Source organism: Aeromonas popoffii, assembly GCF_037818705.1.
Classification (GTDB): Bacteria; Pseudomonadota; Gammaproteobacteria; order Enterobacterales; family Aeromonadaceae; genus Aeromonas; species Aeromonas popoffii.
Window position 1 is genome coordinate 1,961,837 of record NZ_CP149129.1, and the last position, 19,830, is coordinate 1,981,666.

Genomic DNA, 19,830 nt, shown 5'->3' on the forward strand with positions numbered 1-19,830 from the left:
GGGTCGCTCTTCCACCTCATTCCCCCACGCTCATCACTACCCTGCTCGGCGAAGAGGACGTCACGACCAGAAGAGAGCGACGTTACCCCCGCAGCGTGAAGCCAAGACCACCGCAGTACAGTGTGAAAAAGGCCAATAAAAACAATGCCAGTCAGGCTTAACTGACTGGCATTACGACCCCGTGTCGCGCTTTTTGTTGAGCGGCGTTACGCCTTACCAGCGGTAGGTCTTGAGCAACTGTTCCAGCTTCTGGCACTGCTCCACCAGCTGGATGCTGGCGAGATTGGCGGCGTGCGCCTGACCCAGGGTGTCGTTGGAGGTGTTGCGAATGTCGCTCACCGAGCTGTCCACCTCGCTGCAGACCCTGTCCTGCTCCTCGGCAGATTGCGCCATCTGGGCGTTGAGATCGTTGATGCTGGCGATGCGACCTATGATGTTTTGCATGGCGGCCAGGGTTTCCTCGGTCTTGTGGATGCTCTCGTCCGCCTTGGATTTTGCATCCCCGATCACCGCAACGGCGCTCTGGGCCTCTTTCTGCAGTGCCGCGATCATCTGGGAGATCTCCTCGCTGGCGGCGCGGCTGCGGTTGGAGAGGGCGCGTACCTCGTCGGCCACCACCGCAAAACCGCGACCCTGCTCGCCGGCGCGGGCCGCCTCTATGGCGGCGTTGAGGGCCAGCAGGTTGGTCTGATCCGCAATCCCCTTGATCACTTCCAGCACGCCATCGACGGCCAGGCAGCGATTGTCGAGCTGCTGGATCACCCGATCGACCCGCGCAATCTCGGCGGACATCTCGCCCATGTCAGTGATGGAGTGCTGGGCGAGGCGACTGGTGTTGGCCGCATCCTGGTTGGTGAGGGCGGAGAGCTCGGCACTGTGACGGGCGTGCTCTCGCACCTCGTGGGAGCTGGCGGCCAGTTCGCTGACGGCGGCGGCGACCTGGGTGGTCATTTGTTCCTGCTGGCGGGCCGAGCCTTCGGTCTGGGTCGCGACCTGCCTGATCTGGTTTGACTCCTGATAGAGCTGCTGGGTCGCGTGCTCCACCTCCTGCAAGCTGTGGCGAAACCCCTGCACCATGTCGCTGACGGCGCGGGTCATCTGGCCCAGCTCATCCCGGCTCGGGTTGAGCAGGGGGAGGGAGAGATCCCGCTCCTTGGCCATGCGAGTCATGGTCAGTTGCAGGTGGCGCACCGGTCGCTTGATGTAGCGCTGCAGCACCCAGCCAAGCAGGCCGAAACCGAGCCCGAACACCGCCACCAGGCTACCGCTCAGGATCAGGTTGTTGTGGCGAATTTCGCCGAACGTGTGGCTGAGGTCGTAACTGATCCGCACCGCCCCCATGACGGTGCCTTCCGGCACCTGATGGCAGGTGGTGCACTGGGTGCCGCGGTACTCTTTGTACGCCTTGAAGGGCTTGACCAGGGTGAGCCGATTGCCCTGCTGCTCAAGTATGGTCTCCCCTTGCGCGATGGCGCGCTGGTCCCAGCTATCCTCTGCCTGCTGATCCGGGTGACCGGGTCCGAACAAGTCAGTCACGGCGGGGGCGCGGATCAGGCGAGCCTCGACGATCCCCGCCTCGCTCTTGAGCTTGGTCTGCACGATTTGTCGGTTGGCGATGGCCCCCGTCATCATCATGACGTTGAGCTGATCCATGTAGGTGTTGGCGGCGCTCTCGACCTTTTCACCGGCCAGCCGGATGGCGAGATCCCGTTGCAGCCAGGCGGAGAGTTCGAAGCTGAGGGCGAAGGTACAGCCGATTACCAGGGTGAGGGGGAGGAAGATTTTCCAGTTTAATGACAGATTTTGCATCGTTTGCAGGGTCCATGCGCAGGTGGGCGAGCGTCAATGCCGGGCGACTCTCCTCACGCTCGCTCGTCAGGGCGGGGGAGATGGTTCTCTATCGGCACACACTACCCCATCTTGAGTAAATTATCTGTTAACTGGATCCATGATGGAGGTTAAGGATGGGTAGCAAAGCTGGGTTGTTTGAGTGTGGTTTGATCCAGCACAAATTTGGCATTAATTGATAGTGGTTATCATTTGCATTATTTCCATGTGGTAACCCAGCCAGTGATGACATTACACCTGACCCCGACCATGACCGGACTCGACACGCCGGATCCCCTTAAATTTGCCTTCGGTGCCAAAACCTCGGCCCATGCCAGTCGGGGTGGTATTCGCCCCTTCACCCTCGACCCTGGCGGCTGGCAAGCCTGGTGGCAGCAAGAGAGCGAGGCGGGTGAGCGGGCGCTCTACATCCATATTCCGTTTTGCCGCAAGCGCTGCAGCTTTTGCAATTTCTTCGAAAATGGCGCCAATCCGGCGCGTATGAGCCGTTACATGGCGGCTCTGTGCGACAGCCTGAAGCAGGCGGCGGATACCCCCTTTGGACAGAGCCAGCCCTGCTCTGCCGTCTATGTGGGGGGCGGCACACCGACTGACATGGCGGTCGAGGATCTGGCGCGATTGGCCAGGGCTATCCAGGGTTTTCCGCTGACCGCAGATGCCGAAGTGACCCTGGAGGGGCGCCTCAATGGCTTTGATGATGCCAAGTGGCAGGCCGCGCTGGCGGGTGGCTTCAACCGTTTCTCGTTCGGGGTGCAGAGCTTTGACACCCGGGTGCGCCAACAGGCGGCCCGCTTGGATGACAGGCAGACCCTGCTGGCCCGTCTGGCCGAGCTGACCCGGGATGAGGCCGCTGTGATAGTGGCGGATCTCATCTTTGGCCTGCCGGGGCAGGATGATGCGGTGTGGCGCCAGGATATCGCGGACGTGATGGCTTGCGGGGTACAGGGCGTGGATCTCTATCAGTTGATCGCCATGGCGGGTACCAATCTGGCGCGGGCACAGGAGAAGGGGTCGCTGGGCTGGGCGGCCGATGGTCAGCAGCGGGCCGGCATGTATGCCTATGGCGCCCAGACGCTGGAGCAGGGCGGCTGGCAGCGACTCTCCTGCAGCCACTGGCGGCGCGGCGACGCCGAGCGGAGCCGCTACAACCAGATGGCCAAGCGCGGCGCCGAGATCCTCCCCTTCGGGGCGGGGGCCGGAGGCAGCGTGCACGGCCACGGCCTCATGTATGGCCGGGATCTGGCCCTCTGGCACGAGGCGCTGGCCAGAAAGCAACGGGCGCCCGGCATGGTGATGGGAAAGAACCCCAATGCCCTCATGGACGGCCTGCTGCGCGGTGCCCTCGACAGCGGCTGGCTGATGCTGGCTCGTCTGCCCGCGTCGCTGCGGGCTCACCTGCTGCCGCTGTTTGAGGCCTGGCAGCGGCACGGGTTGGCGACGCTCACGCCGGGGCAGCTTGAACTGACCCTGGCGGGGCGTTTCTGGCACGTCAATCTGCAGGCCGGCTTGTTCGAGTTCTTGCAACGCAACCCGCTGGCGGGATCGGACATTGTGCCCGCTCACCCGGCCGACATGGTGCGGCATTCGCTGGTATGACTGACAGGGGGCAACGATAGAGAAGGGGATAAAACGGGGTGGGGGGCGCTGAAAAGCGCCCCCCGTGTTTGGTTATCGGTTGTGCGTCTCTTCCACCCGCACCTGCAGATACCCCTCTGCGAGCGTGGTGACCAGGGTTTGCCCGGCGTTCACCTGGGCGGCGCGGCTGATCACCTCACCGCTTTGGGTGCGAGTGATAGAGTAACCCCGCCCCAGGGTGGCGAGCGGGCTTACACCGTCGAGGCGCGCGGTGAGCATGGCGAGGCGGTGGCTCGCCAGATCCTGGCGTTTGGCGATCAGCGCATAGAGCCGCTCTTCGGCCAGCTGGTGGCGGCGCTTGCCTGCGGCCAGTAACCGCTCCGGGCTTTTGCCTTGCAGGCGCAACTCCAGGTTGGCGAGGCGCCGCTCCCCCTGATGCAGCCGTTGACTCATCAGCTGTTGCAAGCGGGCGGAGAGCTCATCAAGGCGCTGGGACTGCTGCTCCAGTCGCCGTTTTGGATCCTGATGGTCGAGCCTTTTTTGCAGCAGCGCGAAGCCGTGGCGGGCGGCGATCTGGTGGCGGCCAACGCCCTGTGCCAGTCGTTGCCACAGATGGGCGAGGCGCTGGACACGGGCCTGATTGTCTGGCGCGACCAGCTCGGCGGCGGCCGACGGGGTCGGGGCGCGCAAGTCGGCGGCAAAGTCGCTGATGGTGACATCCACCTCATGGCCCACGGCGCTGATAACGGGAATGGCGGAGTGGGCAATGGCGCGTGCCACCGCCTCTTCGTTAAAGCACCAGAGATCCTCGAGCGAGCCGCCGCCGCGCCCGACGATCAGCACATCCACCTCGGCGCGGCGATTGGCAAGGGCAATCGCAGAGACGATCTGGCTGATGGCCGCGCTCCCCTGCACCTGGGTCGGGTAGATAAAGAGGGGCAGATCCGGCGCGCGGCGTTTAAGCACCGTCAGCATATCGTGCAGGGCGGCGCCGGTGGCGGAGGTGATGAGGCCCACGGCGCGCGGTTCACGGGGCAGCGGCCGCTTGCGGCTCTCGTCAAACAGCCCCTCGGCACCGAGGCGGCGCTTGAGCTCTTCAAAGCGCAGGGCCAGCACGCCGTCGCCAGCGGGTTGCATCGATTCGATGATCAGCTGGTAGTCGCCGCGCGGCTCATAGAGGGAGACTCGCGCCTGCACCAGCACCTGCATGCCATCTTGCGGGCGAAACGCCACCCGCCGGTTGTTGCCCTTGAACATGGCGCAGCGCACCTGGGCACCCAGATCTTTGAGCGAAAAGTACCAGTGGCCGGAGCTTGGCATCGCCAGATTGGAGAGCTCGCCGGTCAGCCACACCAGCCCCAGATCCTGCTCCAGGATCATGCGCACGGCGCTGTTGAGGCGGGTGACGGTAAAGACCTGCTGCTCGCGGCCGTTCGCCGCATTGGATGGGGTAAATCGGTTCAATGGCGTACCTGTGGTCTGCTCCGGCGGGGCCGGGATAAAACGATGGCCGCTATCTTAACTCAGAGCGTCTCAAGAACCGAGATGTGGATGTCATAGAGCTGGGTTTAGCTGGATGTTGAATTCTTTGATCATCTCATATGTTTCTTTTGTTTTAGGGGCTGGAAATTTGTAGACTTTTTTGGCGGCATCAACACCCGCATTACATAGTTCGGTGTTACCAGAGATTATGTTTACTTGAGTGATCTTGCCATCTGGGGCCATGTGGATATTTAACTTGCACTCTTGCCCCTTCATCTGGTTGGTGAGTTTTAGTTTACTCTCAAGCCTGTTTTTGATCACTACCGTATATTCATCTGTCTCGCTTAGAGGTTTGCCTGTATATTGCTGAAGTTGTTTTGTTAACTGCTTCTACATTATTTCCTGCTCGGACATAGCCGCAGATGGATCGGGGTTTGATTCATAATTATCCCTGTGATGGACAGTGTCTATATATTCTGTAATAACGGGTTCCCATTTTGAAAAATGATAGCCGCCAATACTTCCAGCGATCAGGCCGAACAACAAGGCAATCAGCGAGTTTAATCTTATAGTAAATGCCATGTTTAAAATACCTCCTTTATTCTTATCAATATTGGCATCTGGATATTTTTGATACTTATGCTGAGTTGTTTAAAACCGTTATCCAGTTATTTTCAAGATGTTTGGGCACACCATATCCAACGTTTGGTTGGGGATCATACGAGACTTTATTTGTTCTTTGCCACAGAAATTTTCGCCAGTGAAATAAATCCCATCATGCGTGGCGCTATTGCTATAACGCCTCTGGTTCTACGGGTTTGGCACGGCAGTCACACACCGCCCGAGCAGGTGGAGGAGAGGCACAGGCACTGGGCGTCGCTCCGAGGTAAAGGAGCGGGGGAGTGCGGCAAGCAGGCTTTTTGCATAAAACCACACTTGGTCAACTTTTTTGCCCTGAAATGGCCATTTCAGCACTGATAATCTTGGATTTTTAGCCCGTTGGCCCCTCAAAAAGAGGCTACGCCATAAAAAATTCAAAAAACTTCTTTACCAGTGACCAATCGGTGAGTAAACTTCGTCGGCAATATTTTACACCCCCACTTCCTCAACGGTGAGATATTGCCATGCTCAGGATTACCAAAGAAGCGTTAACCTTCGACGATGTACTGTTGGTTCCCGCCCACTCCGATGTTCTTCCCAATACTGCCGATCTGCGTACCAAGCTGACCTCCTCTATCAGCTTGAATATCCCAATGATTTCCGCTGCCATGGACACAGTGACCGAAGCCCGTCTGGCTATCGCACTGGCTCAGGAAGGCGGTATCGGCTTTATCCACAAGAACATGTCCATCGAGCAGCAGGCTGCAGAAGTGCGCAAGGTCAAGAAGTACGAGAGCGGCGTGGTCACTGACCCCGTCACCGTACGCCCTGACATGACCATTGCCCAGGTCAAGGAGCTGAGCCACAAGAATGGCTTCGCCGGCTACCCGGTTGTGACCGAGGGTAACGTGCTGGTCGGTATCATCACTGGCCGCGACGTGCGTTTCGTGATCGACCTCTCCCAGACAGTCGAACAGATCATGACCCAGAAAGATCGTCTGGTGACCGTGCGTGAAGGGGCCCCTCGTGAAGAGGTGGTTGCCCTGATGCAGAAGCACCGTATCGAGAAGGTGCTGGTGGTCAACGCCGATTTCAAACTCAAGGGCATGATCACCGTCAAAGACTTCCAAAAAGCCGAGCGCAAGCCGAACGCCTGTAAAGACGAGCGTGGTCGCCTGCGCGTCGGTGCTGCCGTCGGCGCCGGTGCTGGCAATGAAGAGCGCGTCGCCGCCCTGGTGGAAGCCGGTGTGGACGTGCTGCTGATTGACTCTTCCCACGGCCACTCCCAGGGCGTGCTGGATCGCATCAAGGCGACCCGCGATGCCTATCCTGAGCTGCAAATCATCGGTGGCAACGTGGCCACTGCCGCCGGCGCCCTGGCGCTGGTTGCGGCTGGCGTCAATGCGGTCAAGGTGGGTATCGGCCCGGGCTCCATCTGTACTACCCGCATCGTAACCGGTGTTGGCGTGCCCCAAATTACCGCCATCTCCGATGCCGTTGATGCGCTGGAAGGCACTGGCGTCCCCGTGATTGCCGATGGCGGCATCCGTTTCTCCGGTGACGTGGCCAAGGCCATCGCCGCTGGCGCCAGTTGCGTCATGGTGGGCTCCATGTTTGCCGGTACCGAAGAGGCTCCGGGCGAAATCGAGCTCTATCAGGGTCGCTCCTTCAAGTCCTACCGTGGCATGGGTTCTCTGGGCGCCATGTCCAAGGGCTCCAGCGACCGTTACTTCCAGACCGACAACGCCGCCGACAAGCTGGTGCCGGAAGGGATCGAAGGGCGCGTACCCTACAAGGGCCGCCTCAAAGAGATCATTCACCAGCAGATGGGCGGCCTGCGTTCCTCCATGGGATTGACCGGCTGCGCCACCATTGACGACATGCGCACCAAGGCTGAGTTCGTGCGCATCTCGGGTGCAGGGATGAAAGAGTCCCACGTCCACGATGTGACCATTACCAAAGAAGCCCCCAACTATCGGATGGGCTGATAAAACGGGGCTACGGCCCCGTTTCTCCACCCCTTTTTATCCCCGAGCTTTTTGTTACAACATCAGCCTGATGCAGGAATAAAATGACTAAAGACATTCACCAGCACCGTATCCTTATCCTCGACTTCGGTTCCCAGTACACCCAGCTGATTGCCCGCCGTGTGCGCGAGATCGGTGTTTACTGCGAACTGTGGGCCTGGGATGTGACCGAAGCGCAGATCCGCGAATTCAACCCGAGCGGCATCATCCTCTCCGGCGGCCCTGAGTCTGTGACCGAAGCGGGCAGCCCCCGTGCCCCCGAGTATGTGTTCAACGCCGGTGTCCCGGTGTTCGGCATCTGCTACGGCATGCAGACCATGGCCGAGCAGCTGGGTGGCAAGGTGCAATCCTCCACCGAACGTGAATTCGGTTATGCCCAGGTTGAAGTGCTGGGCCAGACCAATGCCCTGCTGCGTAGCATCGAAGATGCCATCGCCCCCAACGGCAATGCGCTGCTGGATGTGTGGATGAGCCACGGCGACAAGGTCACCGCCATCCCGGCCGACTTCACCACCATCGCCCAGACCGCCACCTGCCCCCACGCGGCCATGGCCAATGAGGCCAAGCGTTTCTACGGCGTGCAGTTCCACCCGGAAGTGACCCACACCCGTCAGGGTGCCCGCATGCTGGAGCACTTCGTTAAAGACATCTGCGGCTGCGAATGCCTGTGGACCCCGGCCACCATCATCGATGACGCCGTGGCCCGTATCCGCGAGCAAGTGGGTGATGATGAAGTGATCCTGGGCCTCTCCGGCGGTGTCGACTCCTCCGTGGTCGCCATGCTGGTGCACCGCGCCATCGGTGATCGCCTGACCTGCGTGTTCGTTGACAACGGTCTGCTGCGCCTGAACGAGGGTGAGCAGGTGATGGAGATGTTTGGTGACCACTTCGGTCTCAACATCATCAAGGTCGAAGCCGAAGAGCGCTTCCTCTCTGCCCTGGCGGGTGAAAATGAGCCGGAAGCCAAGCGCAAGATCATCGGCCGTGTCTTCGTCGAGGTGTTTGACGACGAAGCCAAGAAGCTGAAAAATGCCCGCTGGCTGGCACAAGGCACCATCTATCCGGATGTGATCGAATCGGCCGCCAGCGCCACCGGCAAGGCCCACGTCATCAAGTCTCACCACAACGTCGGCGGCCTGCCGGCCGAGATGAAGATGGGTCTGGTCGAGCCGCTGCGCGAGCTGTTCAAAGACGAAGTGCGCCGTGTCGGCCTCGAGCTGGGCTTGCCCTACGACATGCTCTACCGTCACCCGTTCCCGGGCCCGGGTCTGGGCGTGCGCGTGCTGGGTGAAGTGAAGAAAGAGTACTGCGATCTGCTGCGTAAAGCCGATGCGGTCTTTATCGAAGAGCTGCGCAAGGCCGACCTCTACAATCAGGTCAGCCAGGCGTTCGCCGTCTTCCTGCCGGTGCGCTCCGTTGGCGTCATGGGCGATGGCCGCAAATATGACTGGGTGATTGCGCTTCGCGCCGTCGAAACCATCGACTTTATGACTGCTCACTGGGCCCATCTGCCCTATGACTTCTTAGGGAATGTGTCGAACCGCATCATCAATGAGATCAACGGTATCTCTCGCGTGGTGTACGACGTCTCCGGCAAGCCGCCCGCAACCATCGAATGGGAATAAGCGGCTCACGCCCTTCTGCCCTTTGAGCATAAAAATGCAAAAAGACGCCCTTGCGGCGTCTTTTCTTTTTCCAATCGTTTGCGCCTCACTTTTCTGCCCGATAGCAGCTATTGCCCAACCTTGCCCCTGTCACATGTAACAGGAGGTGATTTTGGGCATCGGCACTAGGCTCTCTCATGCCCATCGAGACCGCTGTTATCAAGCCTTATCAAGCAATGCGGACAACGATGTGGCAAAGGGGAGCCAGCGCGCCAACCGGCCAGAAGGCACCCCGGTGGAGACCGGAAACCACTTGAATCAACGGGGCGGATCCCGAACAGCCATACGAGTAGGGACAAGAGATCACGGAGGGTTTGTTATGTCAGAACAAGCAGTGCTTGTTGGCGGATGGACGGCTTACCACAAGCTGACCGCAGAAGATCAGGCCGTATTCAACCAGGCGATGAAAGGATTTGTCGGGGTGCAGTACACACCCTTTGAAGTTTCCACCCAGGTGGTAGCCGGCACCAATTACCGTTTCAAATGCAAAACCACAGTGCCGCTTGCCAAGCCGATCCACGGTGAAGCCGTGGTGCAGATCTTCCAGTCTCTGGATGGGTCGGCCCATATCACCTCCATCACCCCGATCTGATTTGGTTGCGGGGTAAGGCGGGGAGGGGGAATGATCCCAACCGGTTAGCCCCAAACCCACCAATAAGAAAAGACGCCCGAGGGCGTCTTTTCTTTATCTACGAGCCGGCACCACTGATATGTGGCCAGTATTTGTTCTTATTAATTAATTTATTGATCTTGCTCGGGAAACTATCATCATCCGCTTTTGCTTATCTGCCTTGCTCGCTAAGATATCCGTCTGGATATGGCCTCTTTAGAGTCACCAATGAATCAGACCAGAGACATCGCGTGGATAAAAAGCCACAAACTAGAGGCTGTCTGGCGGTAGCTTGGCTGTTATTCGGGAATGGCACGGGCAAGCCGAGGCCACAGTTGATGTCAGAGCATCACGGTACTGACTTGTTCACGCAGGCGTAGTTTGGTGGTGCTTTCCATGGCTGACTCCCAAACTGTTTTTTTATACAGTGGTAATGGTAGAGCAAAAAGAAGAAGTCAAATGAATACGTTAAGATGCCAGTGATGGTGTGGTAATGTAATGATTTAAATGAGTTTTTTGAGGTGGTTATGAAGATGACGCGGAGTTATACGGAAGGCTCTGCTATTGGATGAGTACCGCCTTCCATCTAATCATTGTTAGGTGCTGGAGCGAGAAAGCACTGCCCTCAACAGAAAATGGAGACTTCCAAGTTGCTGTTTACAAACGCATTTAAGTATAAACAATGGGCTAACTCTGAACTGCTGACTTTCGGAGAGCGCCAGTTGCACTTGCTTCCGGAGAGCGATGCAGTCTTCTTCATTAGAATCCTTAACCACACCACGGTAGTTGACAGTTTATTTATCAGCCGAATGTCAGGAACCCCAGAGCTTTACTCTGCTGACAATACGGTAGAAACACCAACGTACCCAGAGCTAAAAGAACGAATTGAGAGGAATGACTCATGGCTTGTGCATTTCTCCTCAACAGCTACTCCAGAAATCCTGAGCCAAATCATCTCTTTTACATTTACTGACGGTGAGCATGGAAAACTATCAATAGAAGAAGTCATGCTTCACCTATTAACTCACGGTAGCAATCACAGAGGTATGGCTTCGCGAACATTAGCATCAAATGGACTTGAGCGTCCGAAAGATACATTCACTCGATATCTGCATGAGGTGGAGCCTTTTAGAAGGGAAGGAGCTCGGTGAGCCGGCCTCTAATAAATGGTTCAATCCGTTTGCTTCGCTCACTGGGACGGGCTAAAGCTCGCCTCTTAACCAAGCGTTAGCATTTACAAGTGCCATAGGGTGCAATGAAATTGCACCACTAATTTGGTACTCCATTACTTGTGCGAAAGCCGCGCTGTAAACGGTGCAATGCGCTGCGCTTATTGCACCCTATGTGTTTCGTCAATTCGATGGGACGGTGTTGCTGAGCGCGGCGTTGTTGCCCAAATCAGAGTGACCTGAATTGAACTTATGGTGGAGACGGCGATCTGATCACCAAATCCCTCTTCAAATCAGCATCATGGGCAAGTCGCTTCACGCCATATCCAACTGGTCACAGTACAACCGTTCCCTGGTCAAACGCGGCTCGCTAACGTTCTGGGTTGATGAGAATGTCGTTCATAACTGGTTCCATCAAGAACATCATGGCCGACGGGGACGAAGCGCCCTCTACACCGACCAGACCATCTGTACCTTTCTCATGCTCAAGGGCATTTTCAATCTCTCCCTGCGGGCGACACAGGGCCTGCTCGACTCGCTGTTTGAGCTGATGAATGTGCCGCTGTGTGCCCCCGACTACAGCTGTGTCAGCAAGCGCGCCAGTACAGTGAAGGTGATATACCGCCAGCCACACAAGGGCAAGGTGAGCGATTTGGTTATCGATTCCACCGGCTTGAAAGTGTTTGGCGAGGGCGAATGGAAGGTCAGAAAGCATGGCCATGACAAGCGACGGGTCTGGCGCAAATTGCATCTGGCGGTGGACCCGGCGACCCACGACATCGTGGCAGCCGAGGCCTCGTTGGAAAATGTTCATGATGCCGAGGTGTTGCCGACCCTGTTCAATCCGCTACGCCGAGCACTTGGGACCGTGTATGCCGATGGCGCATATGACACCAAGGCCTGCCATCAACTGATAAAGCGCAAAGGAGCCAAGGCCTGTATTCCGCCGCGCAAGAATGCCGGTTTATGGGAAAAGGGGCATCCACGCAATGAAGCTGTTCTGGTGATGCGTAAGGAGGGGCTGACTCACTGGAAGCAGCAGTCCGGGTATCATCGGCGCTCATTGGCTGAGACGGCGATGTGTAGGTTCAAACAATTGCTGACGGGAAAAATCAGTCTACGTAACTACAACGGACAAGTGGGAGAGATCATGGCCTACGTGTGTGCGATGAACAAACTGAATGCCCTTGGTCTGCCTGTTAGAAAGCCCCAAGTGTAGCTATCACCTGGGGCTGGGGAAGTTGTGGCCTAATCGCTAATTTGGGCAACAACGCCGCTGAGCGCCATGCTCCGTCACCAAGGCAACAAAAGGGGCGATCTGCGCCCCGAATTCTCTATAATGCCCCCCTTTAAAATCGCCGGACTCAGGTTCGGCGCGCGTTGATGGCGGGCTACGCCGTCAGGGCGGTCATCAGGATTGAGAAACGGTTATGCATACTCTGGAACAGCTGCGCGCGGGTGAACTGTGCGGTGCCCGCCATCTGAAGCTCTCTGAAAACCTGACGGTTTTTCCCCCCGAGATCTTGAGCCTGAAAGAGACGCTGGAGGTGCTGGATCTCACCGGCAACCAGCTAAGCACGCTTCCTGACGAGCTGGCCGGGTTCACCAAGCTGCGCATCCTCTTTTGCTCCGATAACCGCTTTACAGCGTTGCCCGAGGTGCTGGGGCGCTGTCCGGCGCTCACCATGGTGGGTTTTAAGGCCAACCGGATTGCCAGCGTGTCGGCCAAAGCGCTGCCTGCGGGGCTGCGCTGGCTGATCCTGACCGACAACGTCATTGAACGGCTGCCCGATGAGTTGGGTCAGTGCGATGCCCTGCAAAAGCTGATGCTGGCGGGCAATCGCCTGCGCGAACTGCCCGCGAGCCTTGTCAACTGCCGCAAGCTGGAGCTGCTGCGCATCGCCGCCAACCGGATCGAACGCTTCCCCGACTGGCTGCTGTCGCTGCCGCGTCTCGCCTGGCTCGCCTATTCCGGCAACCCCTTTAGCGAGGGGGAGGAGGCGCGGGCCATCGATGATGCCCATGTCGCGACCCTTGATTGGGACACGCTGGCACTGGGCGAACTGCTGGGGCAGGGGGCCTCTGGCGTTATCCATAGTGCCACCCGCGTCACGTGCGACGGATTGCAAGGTGACGGGCCGCAGGCGGTGGCGGTCAAGTTGTTCAAGGGGGCGGTGACCAGCGACGGTTTGCCTCATTGCGAGATGGCGGCCTCGCTGGCGGTGGGCACTCATCCCAACCTCATCAGGGTGCTGGGGCGGGTGGCGGATCACCCCTCCGGCATGCCAGCGCTGGTGATGGCGTTGATAGACCCCAAGTTTGCCAATCTGGCGGGGCCGCCGAGCCTGGACTCCTGCACCCGGGATGTGTATCCCGATGCGCTGCGCCTGAGTGTGCCGGATGCGCTGGCGCTGGCGCATGGTATTGCGTCGGTGGCGGGCCATCTGCACCGTGCGGGCATCATGCACGGGGATCTCTACGGCCACAATATCCTCTTTGCTCGTGAGCCTGGCGCCCCGGCCCACGCCCTGCTCGGGGATTTTGGCGCGGCCTCCTTGTATGACCGCAACAACCGCGAGCGGGCGCTGGGCCTTGAGCGGCTCGAGGTGCGCGCCTTTGGCTGCCTGCTGGAGGAGCTGCTTGCGCGCTGTGAGGCAGAGTCATCACAGCTCGACGAGTTGCATCGGCTGAGCGCGGCTTGCCTCTGTGACTCGCCCGCCGAGCGCCCTGATTTTGCCCATATCGAAAGGGTGCTGGCAGCGGCGCGTGGGTGATCTGTTGGCCGATGTTGTGCGCCCACCCACATGTTGTCATCTGTTGAACTGCCTGACCCATAACGTAGTTACACAGGATCAGGGCCACCTTGTTGCCACAAACGTGTCAAAAATAGGGGGTATCGCCGTGTATCGCGTTGTCATCGTCTGTCTGACAAAAAGGGCAGGGGAAGGGTTGCGCGGTGCCGGTTAAGTTGTGATATTGAGGCATCTTTAGCACAGAAGGGTAATAACGATGGAAGCGGCGTTTTGGCATCAGCGTTGGGAAGAGAACCGGATTGGCTTTCATCAGGCGGATTTCAATCGCTGGCTGCAATCCTGGTGGTCTGCCCAGCAACAGGAAGAACCCGTGCTGGTGCCCCTGTGCGGCAAATCCCGCGACATGCTCTGGCTCAATGGCCTGGGGCACCCCATCGATGGCTTCGAGCTCTCTGCGCTCGCCATCGAACAGTTTTTCAGTGAAAACCAGCTCACCGATACCCTCGGCGAGCTGGGCCCCTATCAGTGTCATCAGCACGGCTCCCTGCGCATCCATCAGGGGGACTTTTTTGCCGCCCCCGAGCTGGGGCGTCGTTACCGGCTGGCCTATGACAGGGCAGCCCTGATCGCCTTGCCGACGGACATGCGCCGTCAGTATGCGGAGCTGATGAGCCGCCTGATGGAAGCCGGTGGCCAGATCCTGCTGGTGACCCTGGAGTATCAGCCGGAGCAGCAGCGGCAGCCGCCCTTCTCGGTGGGGGAGATGGAAGTGCGCACCCTGTTCGAGCGCGATTTTCGAGTGGAGGTGTTGGGCCGGGCGGCAGAGGTGGACCACCCCAGGGTGCTCTCCGGTCAGCTCTCCTATTTCGATGAAGTGGCCTATCGCCTGATCCGCCGGGGCTGAAAGTGTGATCCCGCTCGACAAAGCCACAGATCACGGACTCTTTGCTACCTCCTTTGACATAGATCAACGTGGCAAGGGAGTGGCGTGCCTATGATGAGCCTGTTTCTCAATCACTGTTGATATTGGCAGGTGCGCTCTGGTTTGAACCATCCGGTCCACCATCAACACAGTGTCTGATTTTCACGCTCATGTTCACTTTTGGCGGCCTTGGTCGCAATTGATTATGGTTTTTCCAGCCGACCCCCAGGGGTCGGCTTTTTATTGGGCGGGATTGGCTGATGGGCGAGAATGTCTCTATCAGGCCTAGCAGGTGCTGGCATTGAGCCGGAACGCTTTGGGATCATCGATAAACTGACCTGTGATGCGCTCGTCGTGCTCGTGGCCCTGGCCATAGCTGCAGAGGATCAGCCGATCCGAGGTGCGTGAGCGCAGCTGTATGATGAAGCGCACCAGATCGGCGCGGCTCAGCATGCCCACCTCATTGCACACCCTTTCGCGTTGTTCAAAGCCCAGATCCTTGTTGCCTATGCTGACCCAGAGCCGTTGGCCGCGACTGCGCAGGTTGGCATCCCGCTCGCTCAGCTGGGCTTGCAGTCCCGCCTTGCTCTCTTGCCACTGCTGCTCGGTGAATTCGAGCATGGCCAGGGGAAAGAGGTCGATAAACTCCTCTACGGCATCGAGCAGGATCTGCGGCCCTGCCACCGGGGACTGGATATAAAAGATAAGGCCGGGGTGGCGGTTGAGGGGCAGGTTGCCGGCACCCACCACGTAGCCGAGCTGCTGGCGGGTGCGCAGCTCGTGGAAGAAGCTGGATGACATGATGTGGTTGGCCAGGGCGAAGCAGGCAAGATCCCGCGCCCGGGTGGTGCGGGACTGGTAGTAGACCAGCAGCGCCGAATCTTCGTGTTCACAACCCTGCTCGCGGATCAGGGTGCCTCTGTCCTGAATGGAGATCAGCGGGCGGCGGGTCTCGGCACTGGGCTGGCTGTTGGCGCCGAGATGGCGTTCCAGCAGGGCGGCCAGTTCGAGTGCCTCGGCGGCGTCCCAGTCACCGTGTACCAGGGCTTCGATGTGCACCTCGCCAAACAGTTGGGCGACAAACGCCGGCATCTCGCCAAGCTCCACGGTGCGCAGATGGCGCAGCAACTGCTCGAACGGCGGGTTGTTCGGCTGCAGCAAACTGGTGAGCTGGTTGAACAGCTGGGAGATGGGGCGAGCCTTGGACTGGTTGTCCCAGTTGCGGATGAGCTGCTCCTTGATCTCGGCGAAGCGGTTCGGATCCGGATAGCCCAGAGTGCGGTTGCCGAGGATCATGTCGAGCAGCAGCGGTTGTTTGTCGGCAAAGCCGCTCAGGTTGATGGTAAAGCCGCCCTGGTGGGCATAGATCTGGTAGCCCAGCCCCGCCAGCTCCGCCGGGTAGGTGAGGGCGTTGAGGTGATCGGTGAGCAGCTCCACCGCCAGCCGTGCCATGGCGATGTGGCGTGGGCTTTTGACCGCGTGCTCACTGTCGATGGAGATGTAGAGATTGCCCTTGGGCACGCTGAACTGATGTTCGTGCAGATGCCAGAGCCGAAACCCTGGCCTGTCGATGAGGCAGGCGGGCATGTCGGCCTGCAACGCCGGCTGGCGCGGATCGAGCCGGCTGCTGATAAAGGGATTGGGCAAGGGCAGGGCGAGTGACGGGTCAGGTTTGCTCTGTTGCCAATGGATCTTCTCAGCCTCCGTGATGACGTCGACGCCATAGGGGGTCTGATACCAGCGGGCGAGGCGATCTGTGGCCAGCTCTGGCGCCGAGATGGTCATGCGCAGGTTGTGTGGGGTGAGCTTGGCGAGCAGGCGGCGGATCAGCGCCTCGTCGTATTCGCGCATCATGTAGTCGCCGTAGAGCAGGTCTTCGGCTTTGTAGCTAAAGAGGTTGAGCACCAGCCCGGAGACGGTGTCGAGTGCCCGGCCCCGCTCCTGGAAGCGGAATGCCGACTCGAGCACGGTGCGCTTCTCTTCGTAGCGCCAGCTTTCCACCCCGCCGTGTTCGATGAGCTTCAGATAGCCGAACAGGGCGGCCACTATCTCGTTGACGTGTTCGAGCCCAAGCGGCGTAAGGCCGAAGCTCACCCCGAAATCCTTGAAGTTGGCACCGCTGATGCCCCCCCCGGCGGAGAGCTGGTTGACCCAGCCTTTCGCTTTCAGCAGGGAGAGCAGGCTGCCATCCCCTTCATAACCGATGAGGTGGCTCAGGAAGGTGAGGGGTTTTTTGTCATAAAACTCGTCGACGTTGGGCAGTGGGAAGGTCAGCGCCAGCTTGCGGGTCTCCTTGACCGGATTGATGCGGATGCGGATGCCGAGATCGTCGAGGCGATAGAGGGGGTGCGTCAGGGGCGGTATTCCCAAATTGCGATTCAAAATGGGAGCGAAAAAGCGATCGCACCACGCAATCTGGGTCCCGATGGATTCAGGCGAGATCATCACCAGCGCCATGCGATCTGCGCTGTAGTGAGATTCGTAGAACCGGATGAGATCGGCACGCAGATCCCGACCGGGCAGATCGGCCAGGGTATCCAGGTTGCCGACCGAGAATTTGGAGAAGGGGTGGGCCGGGTTGACCGTCTCTTTATGTACCTGGTAGCTGCGGCGCACATCGTCCTGCAGCTTGAGGCGGTACTCGGAGTCGACTGCGTTGCGCTCCTTGTCCACCCATTCGGGGGTGAAGGTGGGGCAGATGAAGAACTGGGAAAAACGGTCGAGCCCGGCCTCGAAGAAGCCGTTGTCTATCTCGAAAAAGAAGTTGGTGAACTCGGTGCCGGTCCAGGCGTTGTTGCTGCCACCATGACGACTCATAAATTGCTGGTACTCACCCGGTTTGGGATAAGTACGAGTGCCCAGGAACAGCATATGCTCCAGGAAATGAGCCATCCCCTGTCGATCGGCCGGATCGTCGAAATGACCTGTGTTGACGGCCAGGGAAGCGGCTGACTTGTCGGTATCGGGATCGCAGATCAACAAGACCCTGAGCCGGTTTGCCAGCTCCAGATAGTGGTACTGCCGATGGTCATTAGGACTGGCATATGGGCTCATTGGGGCGTGACTCATGTTGGATTTATTTGAATTTAAACATGATTATCGACCCCGCTATCCAGTGAGGCAAACCCTTTTCTGAGAGGTAGCGCAATTGTTTCCCCCAGCATGGCGGGGTAAGATCCCCCCGCTATCAAAACAGGCCCCTTGGGCGAGGTTGTAATGAAAATCTACATCATGCGTCATGGCCAGGCTGGCATGAATGCGAAAACAGATGAACAGCGTCCACTGACCGAGCAGGGCATTAAAGAGTCCATCCACATGGCAAGTTGGCTGGCGCCCCAGCTGGATGGCGAACTGGGTTTGGTTGTTCACAGCAATTATCTGCGTGCCAGACAAACCTGGCAGAGCATATGCAATCAATTACCCAAGGCCGCCAGGGTCGAGGAGAGCAGCGAGATCACCCCCTATGGCGACCCGGCGTTTGTCGCGAGCTATCTCACTGCGCTGGCGGCAACACATGACAATATTTTGATGGTCAGCCACCTGCCGCTGGTGGGGTATCTGGTGCACAGCCTCTGTCCTGCGGCGGGTGCGCCCATGTTTGCCACCTCGGGTCTGGCCTGTATCGAGTGGCAAGATGACAAGGGGGTCTTGCTCTGGTTGGAAGGACCACATACAATACGCTAAAAGTTAATAAAAAGTTATAAATTGGTTTTTTGGGGAAGAGAGTCGCGATTTTTCCGGATGTTTATATAGATTTTACGGAATTATTTCGCAGAAGCTGCTGTCATACGGATACAACTGCAAGAGGTTGCAAACGATGAGAGTGTTCAAGAAGTACCTGCCACTGATGGTGGCAAAACATGTCAAAACCTTCTTCAAGGGACGGATCTATATCCACGGCAGGGGGCGTTTTGATTTCCAGTCAGGCTTGCTGATGATGCCAACGCCAGCTGACATCCCCCACCGCCAGACCGTGGTCGAGGTCAACGCCATGATCTCCAGACTGCACATGGATGCGGCGTGATTGCTTCACCATTCCATCCCGTCGCTTCATGCCCGCCCCCGTGCGGGCATGATTGTTTTTGGCCCTGATCTGCCCACATTGGCTCTGTTCGATGCCGTTTCAAACCTGCCTGCCTTGACAAGGCTGGCCGGTACTTGCTAATCCTGCTTGCCTCTCTATACTCCCGACTCCCGCCGGGAATACCCGCTCGTTTTTTCTGGATATAGTGATGCCCTTTGCCTTCTTGTTTCCCTTCTCCTGCATGGCCATCTGGGCCGGCAATGGCATTGTCAGCAAGCTGGCGGTCGGGGTGCTCTCACCGGCGGCGCTGGCTTGGTCGCGATGGATGGTGGCAGCCATCATTTTGACGCCTTTCCTCGCGCACCGGGCCTGGCGGGATCGCGCCAAGCTGCGGGCCGGCTTCTATCACCTGGCGGCGTTGGCCCTGCTCGGCATGGTGCTGAACCAGACCTTCGGCTACTACGCGGCGCAAACCCTGGGGGCGACCGAGATAGGCCTGATGATGGGGCTGACTCCGTTGATCACTGTGCTGCTCAGCATCTGGCTGCTGCGTGAGCGTCCGACCTGGGGCGCTCTGCTCGGTGGCGCCATCTCCATTCTGGGGCTGGCCATCTTGCTGGGGCAGGGGGATCCCTCCCGTTTGATCACCCGGGGCATTCACATCGGATCCGTCTATATGCTGCTGTCGGCGGCGACTTATGCGCTCTACAGCGTGCTGCTCAAGAAGTGGGATCTGGGGCTGGACAACTGGTCCATGCTCTATGGCCAGGTGCTGTGCAGCCTGCTGTTTCTCACCCCGTTTTACCTGTTGGTGGACGGGCAGTGGCCAGATGGCCGCGCGCTCTGGCTCATCCTCTACGCCGGTATCCCTACCTCGGCCTTGTCACCCTGGCTCTGGATGCAGGGCATAGCCCTGCTGGGGGCGAGCCGTACCGCCATCTTCATGAACCTGTTGCCCGTGATGACGGCGGCGCTGGCCATCAGCTGGCTGGGGGAAAAGCTGACCAGCTATCACCTGATAGGGGGCGGCATGACGTTGCTCGGGGTCTTGCTGGCGCAACTGCTGGTCAGGCCCGTGGTACTGCGTCGCCGTGCTAGAGGGGCGCTGGCGAGCTGTCGGGAAGATTGAAAAAAAGACCGCCTTCGAGGCGGTCTT

The 19,830-nt window shown here is 58.7% G+C and carries 15 protein-coding genes and 1 pseudogene; 11 read left to right on the forward strand and 5 right to left on the reverse strand.

What is annotated here, in order from left to right:
• Positions 1 to 213: 213 nt before the first annotated feature.
• On the reverse strand, positions 214 to 1,809 hold the full coding sequence (locus WJM78_RS09060) for a methyl-accepting chemotaxis protein (RefSeq protein WP_339015230.1): 1,596 nt from the start codon (positions 1,807 to 1,809) through the stop codon (positions 214 to 216).
• Between the two features lie 264 nt (positions 1,810 to 2,073).
• Between WJM78_RS09060 and hutW the strand changes: the two genes are divergently transcribed.
• The gene (gene hutW, locus WJM78_RS09065; protein WP_339015232.1) at positions 2,074 to 3,444 is read left to right on the forward strand and encodes a heme anaerobic degradation radical SAM methyltransferase ChuW/HutW; all 1,371 of its coding nucleotides are present in this window, start codon (positions 2,074 to 2,076) and stop codon (positions 3,442 to 3,444) included.
• A 72-nt stretch (positions 3,445 to 3,516) separates the two neighbouring features.
• Here hutW and xseA read toward each other — a convergent pair whose 3' ends face one another.
• The 3 genes and pseudogenes from xseA to WJM78_RS09080 all read right to left on the reverse strand — a co-directional run bounded on the left by xseA (position 3,517) and on the right by WJM78_RS09080 (position 5,487).
• The gene (gene xseA, locus WJM78_RS09070) at positions 3,517 to 4,887 is read right to left on the reverse strand and encodes an exodeoxyribonuclease VII large subunit (RefSeq protein WP_339015234.1); all 1,371 of its coding nucleotides are present in this window, start codon (positions 4,885 to 4,887) and stop codon (positions 3,517 to 3,519) included.
• A gap of 90 nt (positions 4,888 to 4,977) precedes the next feature.
• Positions 4,978 to 5,271 (reverse strand): annotated as a pseudogene (gene tolA, locus WJM78_RS09075) (cell envelope integrity protein TolA); the annotation flags it as partial.
• 24 nt (positions 5,272 to 5,295) lie between these two features.
• Complete coding sequence (locus tag WJM78_RS09080; protein ID WP_339015236.1) at positions 5,296 to 5,487, reverse strand: hypothetical protein; 192 nt, start codon at positions 5,485 to 5,487, stop codon at positions 5,296 to 5,298.
• A gap of 542 nt (positions 5,488 to 6,029) precedes the next feature.
• On the opposite strand from WJM78_RS09080, the gene guaB reads away from it, so the two are divergent.
• From guaB to WJM78_RS09115, 7 genes are all read left to right on the forward strand, one after another.
• Positions 6,030 to 7,493: an IMP dehydrogenase gene (gene guaB, locus WJM78_RS09085; protein WP_108537589.1), complete on the forward strand. Its 1,464-nt coding sequence runs from the start codon at positions 6,030 to 6,032 to the stop codon at positions 7,491 to 7,493.
• Positions 7,494 to 7,576: 83 nt separating this feature from the next.
• Complete coding sequence (gene guaA / locus WJM78_RS09090) at positions 7,577 to 9,157, forward strand: glutamine-hydrolyzing GMP synthase (RefSeq protein ID WP_275931413.1); 1,581 nt, start codon at positions 7,577 to 7,579, stop codon at positions 9,155 to 9,157.
• Positions 9,158 to 9,515: 358 nt separating this feature from the next.
• The gene (locus WJM78_RS09095; protein ID WP_181364839.1) at positions 9,516 to 9,788 is read left to right on the forward strand and encodes a hypothetical protein; all 273 of its coding nucleotides are present in this window, start codon (positions 9,516 to 9,518) and stop codon (positions 9,786 to 9,788) included.
• Between the two features lie 668 nt (positions 9,789 to 10,456).
• A complete protein-coding gene (locus tag WJM78_RS09100; RefSeq protein WP_275931414.1) occupies positions 10,457 to 10,957 on the forward strand; it encodes a DinB family protein in 501 nt (166 codons plus the stop codon).
• A 319-nt stretch (positions 10,958 to 11,276) separates the two neighbouring features.
• The gene (locus WJM78_RS09105) at positions 11,277 to 12,194 is read left to right on the forward strand and encodes an IS5 family transposase (RefSeq protein WP_339015241.1); all 918 of its coding nucleotides are present in this window, start codon (positions 11,277 to 11,279) and stop codon (positions 12,192 to 12,194) included.
• A gap of 211 nt (positions 12,195 to 12,405) precedes the next feature.
• Positions 12,406 to 13,749 carry a leucine-rich repeat-containing protein kinase family protein gene (locus tag WJM78_RS09110; protein ID WP_339015243.1) on the forward strand — a complete coding sequence of 448 codons (1,344 nt, stop codon included), beginning with the start codon at positions 12,406 to 12,408 and terminating at the stop codon, positions 13,747 to 13,749.
• A 235-nt stretch (positions 13,750 to 13,984) separates the two neighbouring features.
• On the forward strand, positions 13,985 to 14,632 hold the full coding sequence (locus tag WJM78_RS09115) for a thiopurine S-methyltransferase (protein ID WP_108537788.1): 648 nt from the start codon (positions 13,985 to 13,987) through the stop codon (positions 14,630 to 14,632).
• Positions 14,633 to 14,935: 303 nt separating this feature from the next.
• Here WJM78_RS09115 and WJM78_RS09120 read toward each other — a convergent pair whose 3' ends face one another.
• A complete protein-coding gene (locus WJM78_RS09120; protein ID WP_339015247.1) occupies positions 14,936 to 17,704 on the reverse strand; it encodes an insulinase family protein in 2,769 nt (922 codons plus the stop codon).
• A 162-nt stretch (positions 17,705 to 17,866) separates the two neighbouring features.
• Here WJM78_RS09120 and sixA point away from each other — a divergent pair, with 162 nt between their 5' ends.
• The 3 genes from sixA (at position 17,867) to WJM78_RS09135 (ending at position 19,803) form a co-directional block, all read left to right on the forward strand.
• A complete protein-coding gene (gene sixA / locus WJM78_RS09125) occupies positions 17,867 to 18,334 on the forward strand; it encodes a phosphohistidine phosphatase SixA (protein ID WP_108537786.1) in 468 nt (155 codons plus the stop codon).
• A gap of 133 nt (positions 18,335 to 18,467) precedes the next feature.
• Positions 18,468 to 18,674 carry a DUF1107 domain-containing protein gene (locus tag WJM78_RS09130; protein ID WP_042037401.1) on the forward strand — a complete coding sequence of 69 codons (207 nt, stop codon included), beginning with the start codon at positions 18,468 to 18,470 and terminating at the stop codon, positions 18,672 to 18,674.
• A gap of 208 nt (positions 18,675 to 18,882) precedes the next feature.
• On the forward strand, positions 18,883 to 19,803 hold the full coding sequence (locus WJM78_RS09135) for a DMT family transporter (protein ID WP_108537785.1): 921 nt from the start codon (positions 18,883 to 18,885) through the stop codon (positions 19,801 to 19,803).
• The last annotated feature ends 27 nt before the right edge of the window (positions 19,804 to 19,830 follow it).